Source organism: Streptomyces sp. YIM 98790 (assembly GCF_011421595.1).
In the GTDB taxonomy this organism is placed as follows: domain Bacteria; phylum Actinomycetota; class Actinomycetes; order Streptomycetales; family Streptomycetaceae; genus Streptomyces.
In genome coordinates this window covers 1-8,395 of the sequence record NZ_WTLH01000222.1, presented here as the reverse complement: position 1 = coordinate 8,395, position 8,395 = coordinate 1, and the positions used below count along the sequence as shown (strand labels likewise).

At 74.5% G+C, this 8,395-nt stretch carries 9 protein-coding genes; 2 read left to right on the top strand and 7 right to left on the bottom strand.

The window, feature by feature from the left end; genetic code table 11:
- Positions 1-355: 355 nt before the first annotated feature.
- Both GQS09_RS24805 and GQS09_RS24800 read left to right on the top strand, forming a co-directional pair.
- On the top strand, positions 356-1,471 hold the full coding sequence (locus tag GQS09_RS24805; RefSeq protein ID WP_165989800.1) for a sensor histidine kinase: 1,116 nt from the start codon (positions 356-358) through the stop codon (positions 1,469-1,471).
- A complete protein-coding gene (locus tag GQS09_RS24800) occupies positions 1,468-2,178 on the top strand; it encodes a response regulator transcription factor (protein ID WP_165989799.1) in 711 nt (236 codons plus the stop codon). Before GQS09_RS24805 ends, GQS09_RS24800 begins: the two co-directional genes overlap by 4 nt.
- Positions 2,179-2,209: 31 nt before the next feature.
- Here GQS09_RS24800 and GQS09_RS24795 read toward each other — a convergent pair whose 3' ends face one another.
- From GQS09_RS24795 to GQS09_RS24765, 7 genes are all read right to left on the bottom strand, one after another.
- Positions 2,210-3,466: a cytochrome P450 gene (locus tag GQS09_RS24795; protein ID WP_243761754.1), complete on the bottom strand. Its 1,257-nt coding sequence runs from the start codon at positions 3,464-3,466 to the stop codon at positions 2,210-2,212.
- 6 nt (positions 3,467-3,472) lie between these two features.
- Entirely contained in the window at positions 3,473-4,069 is a 597-nt protein-coding gene (locus GQS09_RS24790; RefSeq protein WP_165989798.1) for an ATP/GTP-binding protein, read from the bottom strand.
- Positions 4,047-4,415, bottom strand: a complete 369-nt coding sequence (locus GQS09_RS24785) for a DUF742 domain-containing protein (RefSeq protein ID WP_165989797.1) — start codon at positions 4,413-4,415, stop codon at positions 4,047-4,049. The genes GQS09_RS24790 and GQS09_RS24785 overlap by 23 nt, the downstream gene beginning before the upstream one ends.
- Positions 4,412-4,840, bottom strand: a complete 429-nt coding sequence (locus GQS09_RS24780; protein WP_165989796.1) for a roadblock/LC7 domain-containing protein — start codon at positions 4,838-4,840, stop codon at positions 4,412-4,414. The genes GQS09_RS24785 and GQS09_RS24780 overlap by 4 nt, the downstream gene beginning before the upstream one ends.
- On the bottom strand, positions 4,837-6,243 hold the full coding sequence (locus tag GQS09_RS24775) for an ATP-binding protein (protein WP_207958245.1): 1,407 nt from the start codon (positions 6,241-6,243) through the stop codon (positions 4,837-4,839). The genes GQS09_RS24780 and GQS09_RS24775 overlap by 4 nt, the downstream gene beginning before the upstream one ends.
- Positions 6,240-7,238: an MBL fold metallo-hydrolase gene (locus GQS09_RS24770; RefSeq protein ID WP_165989795.1), complete on the bottom strand. Its 999-nt coding sequence runs from the start codon at positions 7,236-7,238 to the stop codon at positions 6,240-6,242. Before GQS09_RS24770 ends, GQS09_RS24775 begins: the two co-directional genes overlap by 4 nt.
- Positions 7,239-7,413: 175 nt before the next feature.
- Positions 7,414-8,395, bottom strand: a 982-nt coding sequence (locus GQS09_RS24765) for a discoidin domain-containing protein (protein ID WP_399552596.1), incomplete at its 5' end; no start/stop codon positions are given.

Below are 8,395 nucleotides of genomic sequence, written 5' to 3'. Positions count from 1 at the left end.
GGCCAGGGCCAGCCCGCCGGCGACCACCCCCGCCACCCCGGCCAGCGCGGCCACGACGGCCCCGAGCCGCCCGGCGCTCATGTCGGACACGCCGGCGGCGGCCGGCTGGACCGCGAGGTGTGCGGCCACCGGCGCGGCAAGCACGGATCGGAGTGGCATGAGGTGCTCCTTCTCTCCTGCGACGGGATGTCGCCCGATCATGTCCGCCGGACCCGCCGCCGGTCCTCCGGCCGACGCGGACACTTCGCGCTGCCGCAAACGCCGCAGGAACCGGCCGGCTACCGCGCCCGCGGTAGCCGCCCCGTCCTCCCTGCGGCTGAGCCGCCCGCGCGGGCATCCGGCTAGGGTGCGGCGCATGAACAGCGGACCGATCGGCACCAGGGACTGGGCGATCGCCGCCGGGGTGACGGCGATCCTGCTGGTCACCGGGCGGTCCGGACCGCACTCCGGCACCGCCCCGGCCCTGCTCGGCCACGCGCTGCTGGCGGCCGGCGGCCTGGCGCTGGCCGCGCGCCGCCGGGCGCCGGTGGCGGTCCTGGCCGTCACCGGGCTGAGCGCGGTGGGGTACCGGGCGGCCGGTTTCGACGTGCCCGCCGTGGCGTATCTGTTCGCGGTGTACGCGGCCGTACGGGCCGGGCACCGCACCGTCACGGTGACGGCCTGCGTGCTCACGCTGGCAGCCCTTCCCCTCGCGGCCCTGGCCTCCGGCCTGCACGACACGGGCGAGGCCTTCGCGCAGGCGCGGGGAGTCCTCGAACTGGGCTGGCTGATCGGGGCCGGAGCCGCGGGGGAGGCCCTGCGGCAGGCCGAGCGGCGGGCGGACGAGGCCGAGCGCACCCGCGAGGAGACCGCGCGCCGCCGTGCCAACGAGGAGCGGCTGCACATCGCGCGGGAACTGCACGATTCGCTCACCCACCAGATCTCGATCATCAAGGTGCAGGCCGAAGTCGCCGTCCATGTGGCCCGCAGGCGGGGCGAACGGGTGCCGGAGGCCCTGCTGGCGATCCAGGCGGCCGGCCGGGAGGCGACCCGGGAACTGCGCGCGACCCTGGAGGCGCTCCGCGACGACGACACGGCCCCGCCCCGCGGGCTCGACGACGTCCCGGAGCTGGTGGAACGGGCCCGCGCCATCGGCCTGGACACCACGCTGACGATCGAGGGAGAACGGCGCGGCGTGCCGGCCGCGGTGGACCGGACCGTCTACCGGATCGTCCAGGAGTCGCTCACCAACATCGCCCGGCACGCGGACGCCGCCACGGCGTCGGTCCGGATCGACTGCGGCCCGGACGCCCTGGCCGTACGCATCGACGACGACGGCAGGGCCGCGCCGGACACCGCTCCGGTGCCCGGCGTCGGACTGCTCGGGATGCGCGAACGCGTCACCGCGCTCGGCGGCCTGCTGCGCGCGGAGCCGCGCCGCGGGGGCGGCTTCACCGTGCAGGCCCGGCTTCCCGTGGAGCGGACGCCGTGATCCGGGTCCTGCTGGCCGACGACCAGCCGCTGCTGCGCAGCGGCTTCCGTGCGCTGCTCGACCTGGAGGACGGNCCGCTGCTGCGCAGCGGCTTCCGTGCGCTGCTCGACCTGGAGGACGGCATCGAGGTGGTGGCCGAGGCCGCCGACGGGAGGGAGGGCCTGGCCCTGGCCCGGGAACACCTGCCCGACGTCGCCCTGCTCGACATCCGGATGCCGGTCCTCGACGGCATCGAGGTGACCCGGCGCATCGCCGCGGACCCGGCCCTGGCCGGGGTGCACGTCGTCATCCTGACCAACTACGGTTTCGACGAATACGTCTTCGACGCGCTGCGCGCCGGCGCCGCCGGATTCCTCGTCAAGGACATCGTGCCGGAGGACTTCCTGCACGCCGTGCGTGTCGCCGCGCGCGGAGACGCCCTGCTCGCCCCCTCGATCACCCGCAAGCTCATCGGCAGGTACGTCACCCTGCCGCCCGGCACCGCCACCGGGAGAGGGCTGGAGGAGCTGACCAACCGCGAACGCGAGGCCGTCGCCCTGGTCGCGCGGGGCCTGTCCAACGACGAGATCGCCGAGCGCATGGTGATCACCCCGATGACCGCGAAGACCCACGTCAACCGCGCCATGGCCAAGCTCCGCGCCCGGGACCGCGCGCAGCTGGTGGTGCTCGCCTACGAGTCCGGCCTGGTGACCCCGCGCACCTCCTGACCCGCAGCCGCGCCCGGCCGGCCGGCCGCCGTCAGGAGGGGGTGAGGGCGGTGAAGCGGACCGGGAGGTGGGCCAGTGCGCGGTGGAAGGGCCCCGGACGCCACAGGAGGTCGCCGGCGTCGGTGGTCAGCTCCATGTCGCACAGCTGGCTGGTGAGCTGCTCGATGGCGGTGATGGCGATGAGCAGTGCCGGCTGGCGGGCCGGGCAGCCGTGCGGGCCGGCCGCCCAGGCGAGGTGCGCGTTGTCGCCCGAGCGGCCCAGGCTGCCCCCGGCGGGCGGCGGGGACTGGCTGTTGGCGGCGGCGTAGGAGACCAGCAGCAGCTGTCCGGCCCGCAGCCGGCGGCCGTGGAAGTCGGTGTCGTAACGAGGGTAGTGGGCGGAGTAGTTGGCGACCGGCGGGTCCTGCCACAGCACCTCGTTGATCGCCTCGTGGGCGGTCATCGCGCCGCCGTAGAGGGACCCGGCGTAGCGCGGATCGGTGAGCATGTGCAGCAGCGCGTTGGCGATCAGGTTGGTGGTCGGCTCGTGCCCGGCGCTCATGGTGAGCGTGATCTGACGGATCGTCTCGTCGTTGTCCAGCGCGGCCGGGTGGGCCAGGAACCAGGAGGTGAGGTCGTGGCGGGGCCGGGCCCGGCGGTCGGCGACCAGCCGGGTGACCACGGCGACCAGATCGGCGTAGGCCGCGGCGGCGTCCTTGGCCGAGTTGATCATCCCCGCGATGCCTCTGACCAGGCGGTCGCTGTCCTCGTCCGGGACCCCGAACCAGGTGTTGAAGACGTGCAGCGGCAGTTGCCGGGCGTACTGGGCCACCAGGTCGGCGCGGCCGGCGGCGGCGAAGTCCCGGATCAGCCGCTGCGCGGCCCGCGCCACCTGGGCCTGCAGGACGTGCGGCTCGATCAGGCTCAGGCTGTCGTTGATGGCCGCCCGGTAGCGGGCGTGCGTGTCGCCGTCGCTGAACAGCGCGGTGGGCCGGTAGGCGAGCATCGGCAGGACCGGCGAGTCCGGCGGCACGGTCGCCTGCCAGGCACGCGGGTCCTTGGAGAAGGTGTGGGTGTCGCGCAGCAGGTCGAGCGCGGCCTGGTAGTCGATGACCAGCAGGGCACCGATCCCGGGGGCCAGCTCCACCGGGGCGAGCGGGCCGTGGGCGCGCAGCCGCCGGTAGTGGCCGGCCGGGTCGGCGGCGAAGTCCGGGCCGTACAGGGCGAGCGGCGCATCGGTGGCCGGGGGCGGCGGGGAAGCCGGGGAAGCCGGCGGAGTCGGGGGAGGTGTCGCAGGTGTCGGTGTCATGGCCGGTCAGTCCTCGGGCAGTCGGGTCAGTACGTGCTCGGCCAGCGCGATCAGCGCGTCGACGCTGCCCCGGCGCTCCCGCGCGTCGCACTGGACCAGCGGGGTGCCGGGATGCAGGTCGAGGTGTTTGCGCAGCACCTCGTCGTCGTAGACGGGTGCGTCCGGGAAGCGGTTGACGGCGACGGTGTAGGGCAGGCCCTGTTCCTCGACCATGTCCATCACGGCGAAGGAGTCGCCGAGCCGCCGGGTGTCCGCCAGCACCAGGGCCCCCAGCGCGCCGCGGGCGATGTCCTCCCACAGCGGGAAGAAGCGCTCCTGACCGGGGGTGCCGAAGAGGTAGAGCACCAGGTCACCGGGCACGGTGAGGCGGCCGAAGTCGACGGCCACGGTGGTGGTGGTCTTCTCCGGCACCGCGGGGAGCTCGTCGTACCCGGCGCCGGCCTGGGTCATCGTCTCCTCGGTGTGCAGGGTGGGGATCTCGGACAGGGTGCGGATCAGGGTGGTCTTGCCCACCCCGAACGGGCCGGTGACCACCAGTTTCATCAGGGTCTGTCCGGCGGCGGGCAGGTAGCCGACCCGGTCAGCGGAGGGCGCGGAGTCCAACGAGAAGCCTCTCAACGAGCGAACGGTCTATCTGCTGCGCCCGGGGCACCGGTGGGCGGGCGTGCAGGTGGCCGCGGTCGATCAGGTCTGCGGCAAGGACGGTGGTGGCGCTGACCGGCAGGCCGAGATGGGCGGCGCACTCGACCAGGGTGAGCGTGCCGGGTGCCAGCAGCGCGCACAGCCGGCGGTGCTCCGGGCCGATGCCCTCCCTGTCCTCCTCGCCCGGCCCGGGCGCGCGCACCAGGGCCAGGACGGTGAGCCGCTCCAGGTCACGGCGCGGGGTGACCTCCCGGCCGGCCGTGACCAGATAGGCCGGGATCAGCCGGCGTCGGGGCGCGCGGCTCATGGCCTGGCGGCGGCGTCCGGCTGACGGGCGGGCGCGGCCATGGCCCGGGCCAGCGCGGCGACCTGCACCTGCATCTGGTAGGCGATGTTGCCGAGCTGCGCCTCGGGGTCGGCGAAGAGCGCCAGGGAGGTGTTCTGCCCGGCCGGGACGACGATGGCGAAGCCCTCCCGGGATTCCACCACCGTCTGCTGCAGACCGGGGGCCTCCGCGTCGGTGAAGGCGGTGGTGAAGGCGCGGGCCGCCGCGTGCAGGGTCGCGGTCATGGCGGCCACCCGTTCCGCGGACGCCCGGCCCAGGCCCGGCGAGGCCCCCTCGACCAGGCCGTCGCCGGTGGCGATGAGTGCGTGCCGGACGCCGGGCAGTTCCAGCAGCGGCGTGAGGACCCAGGCGAGGTCGTCCGCTGCCCGGGATTCTGGGGTGCTCACGAGGCGTCGTCTCCTTCGTCGTCACGGCCGTCACGCTCGCCGGACCCGCCGCCGCCGGCGGCGGCCTCGCCGGACGCGGCCGCGGCACCGGCGGCGCCCCGGCCGTGCCGGGTGCCCTCCTGGAGGGCGCTCCAGCGGGCGCCGGCCTCCTCCGGGGTGCGTCCGGGTGCCGGTTCCTGCTCCGCTGCCGCCGCCTCGTCCCGGGCGCGGGGCGCGCGGCGGCGCCGGGACGGCAGCGGCGCCGCGCCGTCCGCCCCCGGCGGCGGTCCGCCCGGACCCGGGGCCGGGCCGGGCGGTGCGGCCGGATGCGCATCCGGCTCCGGCCGCAGCGGGGGAACCGGCTCGGGCGCCAGCACCGACGGGGTGTGCTCGTCCGCCAGCACGGTCAGCAGACTGGCCGGGACCCGCAGCATCGCCCGCACCCCGCCGTACGGGGAGGGCTCCACGTGGCAGGAGAACCCGTACTGCCGCACCAGCCGCCCGACCACGGCGAATCCGGCCTGCGGCGGGTTGCCCAGCTCGGTGAGCAGCAGGCCCTCCGGGCCGGCCAGCAGCCGCCTGGCGCGGGCCAGGGCGTCGTCGTCCATGCCGATGCCGGCGTCGTCGATCACCACGAACACGCCGCGGCCGCCGCCCTGCTGCAGGGTGACCGGCACCTCCGTCTCCGGATGCGAGTAGGCGGTGGCGTTGGCCAGCAGCTCGGCCAGCGCGATGGCCAGCGGCTCCGCGGCCCGGGCGACCACGCCGAGCCGCTCCTCGCGCAGGTGGTTGGCCACCTTGACGCGCTGGTAGCCCGGCACCCGGGACTGGGCGCCGCGGACGATCTCGGCCAGCGGGGAGTCGGTACGGGCCAGTCCGGGCCAGGCCTCGCACAGCACGGCGGTGGCCTGGATGCGGCGCAGCGCCAGTTCGTTGCGGAAGTCCAGCTCCAGCAGCCGGGGATCGTCGTTGTCGTGCTGGAGTTCCTGGAGCAGGCTCTGGATCTGGTAGAGCAGGGACTGCACCTTGGCCGTGGCGCCGCGCATGGCGGCCCGGGCGGCGGCGTCCACCCGCTCGCGCTCACCGGTGACGGCGGCCAGGGCGGCGTCCAGGGCCTCGCCCATGGCCCGTACCGCGTCCGGGCCGAGCTCCGCGGCCCGCGGCGGGGCGGGAACGGGGGCGTGGGGGTGGCTCAGTGCCTGTGCGGCGGCCGGGATGCGCTCCCTGGCCAGCCGCCATAACTCGCCGGTGACCGCCTCCAGGCGGCGCGCGGCGGCGCGTTCCGCGGCCTGGGCCGCGTCGGCGCGCGCCTGTGCGGCCCGCAGCCGTCCGGTGTCCCGGCGGTGCGTCCACAGCGCCCAGCCGGCCGTCACCGCTGCGGCCGTCAGTGCCGCGAGCACCGCGGCGAGTGCCGTGCCCGTCATGACCCCTCCGTCGCCGTTCCGCCCCCGGCCTCCAGCTCATGGGCGACCTGGGCGACCTCGGCCATCACCTGAAGGATGTCCGCACGCCCGGTGCCGTCGAGGTGACGGTACTCGGTACCGATGGTGACCACCAGTCGCTCGGGCAACTCCAGTTCGGGATGGGCCCCTTCCGCGATCACCCGGCGGGCCGCCTCGACGGCCGGCACCCCGGCGCCGTGCAGCGCGTGTGCCCGTGCGCGCACATGCTCCAGATAGGCGATGTGCTGCCGCACCCCGGCCCGGTCGAGCACCGGGCCGTGTCCGGGGACGAAGGTCTCGGCGCCGGTGTCCAGCACCTGTTCGCAGGCGGCGATCACATTGCCCAGCGGTCCGGCCCAGTGCACGGCGTGGTCGCCGGGCTGCCCGGGCGTCGAGGCGAAGACGATGTCCCCGGTGAACACCACGCGCTGCACGGGCAGGTGGACGACCAGGTCGCCCTCGGTGTGGGCCGGGGGAAGCGAGGAGACCTGTACGGGGTAGTCGCCCACCGACAGTTCCAGTTCCCCGGTGAAGTAGGTGTGCGGCCGCAGCGGTTCGGTGCGCGACCAGTCGAACCCGCCGAAGTGCCGCCGCAGATACGCCCCCAGCGGGGTGTCCGGGTCGCTGCCGGTCACCAGCGCGTGCTGCTGCGGCGGCGAGGGCTCGAAGCACATCTGCTCGCGCGCCCCGCGGGTGGCGATGAGCTCGGCGTCCGGCACCACTCCGGCGCCCCAGTAGTGGTCACCGTTGGCGTGGGTGACGACCACCCGGTCGATGCCCGCGCCGTCGGGCAGCAGGGCACGGCTCCGGTCGAGGAACTCCCCGGCGAGCACCGGGTCGTAGGGGGTGTCGATCCACAGGGCGGTCCGCGGCGAGACCAGCAGGCCGCAGTTGGCCAAGCCCCAGCCGCGTCTGGGCGGCAGCCACGCATGGAGATCCTTGCCTATCGCGCGAACGTTCCAGTCCGTGGTCGTCATGCGACGTGATTATGCCGCTGCGGAAGCCGGCGCAACGGGCGGGTCCTTCCGCCGGGGGCCGCGCCGGCGCCGGAACGGCCGGACCAGCGGGTCCGCCGCGTACCGCGGGCCCGCTGGCCATGTGCCGGCCGGAGCCGGTGCGCTGCCGGTGCCGGGGGCACGGGGCAGCCGTGCGTCATCCGGAGTAGGTCTCGTACTCCGCGACCCTGGGCGTGCCGGACGAGCTGGTGATCTCGAACCTGATCTTGCGCAGCGTGGTCGGTGCGAAGGTGATGACGCCTGCCCCGTTGCCGGAGGCCAGGACGGCGCCGGTGTCATGGTTGATGACGCGCCAGGAGCCGATGTTGCCCTGGGCTCCGGCCGCCTCGCGGATGTTGATCGCGGAGACCGTGGTGGCGGAGCCCCACTTGACCGAAATGGAGCCGGTCGAGCCGGTCGGCGACCAGTAGGTGCTCATGTCACCGTCGATGACGTTGCCGTAGCTGGTGCCGCTGGCCTTGCTGGAGCCGTCGGCGCCCGCCCCGATGCTGAGGTTGGTCCCGCCGGGAGGGTCGGTCGGGTCGGTTGAGCCGGTCGTACCGGTCGAGCCGGTCGTACCGGTGGAGCCCGTCGAGCCGGTCGTACCGGTGGAGCCCGTCGAGCCGGTGGAGCCGGTGGAGCCCGTCGAGCCGGTGGAGCCCGTCGCTTCGCAGTTGCCGTCGGAGACCCGGTTGCCCTTGTTGGCGCCCGCCGTCTGGCTCACGATGGACGGCACGCAGCTCGCCCCGTCGAGGCGGTAGGAGTAGGGGATGCTCACCGACGTGGTGGACCGCGGGTCGGGGCCGGCGGGGTTGGTCTCGCTGCCGGGGCCGGACCAGGTCACGTTGTCGAAGATGTTGCCGCTGACCTGCCAGTAGCCGGCCTCGTCGGTGTAGAAGGTGCCCAGGACGTCCTTGGAGTTCCTGAAGTAGTTGTTGTCCACCTTGGCGCGTGCTCCGGCGCGGGAGTTGATGCCGGATTCGCGGATGTTGACGTAGTGGTTGTTGTAGATGTGGGCTATGCCGCCGCGCAGCAGGGGTGTGCGGGAGTCGATGTTCTCGTACAGGTTGTGGTGGTACGTGATGTAGCCGTTGGAGCGGTCGCTCTCGCTGGAGCCGACGAGGCCGCCGCGGCCGGAG

What these genes read in the sequence shown, in the direction of transcription:
- GQS09_RS24775 (WP_207958245.1), bottom strand. Translation starts at nt 6,243, where the DNA reads ATGACGGGCACGGCACTCGCCGCGGTGCTCGCGGCACTGACGGCCGCA.
- GQS09_RS24805 (WP_165989800.1), top strand. Translation starts at nt 356, where the DNA reads ATGAACAGCGGACCGATCGGCACCAGGGACTGGGCGATCGCCGCCGGG.
- GQS09_RS24785 (WP_165989797.1), bottom strand. Translation starts at nt 4,415, where the DNA reads ATGAGCCGCGCGCCCCGACGCCGGCTGATCCCGGCCTATCTGGTCACG.
- GQS09_RS24795 (WP_243761754.1), bottom strand. Translation starts at nt 3,466, where the DNA reads ATGACACCGACACCTGCGACACCTCCCCCGACTCCGCCGGCTTCCCCG.
- GQS09_RS24770 (WP_165989795.1), bottom strand. Translation starts at nt 7,238, where the DNA reads ATGACGACCACGGACTGGAACGTTCGCGCGATAGGCAAGGATCTCCAT.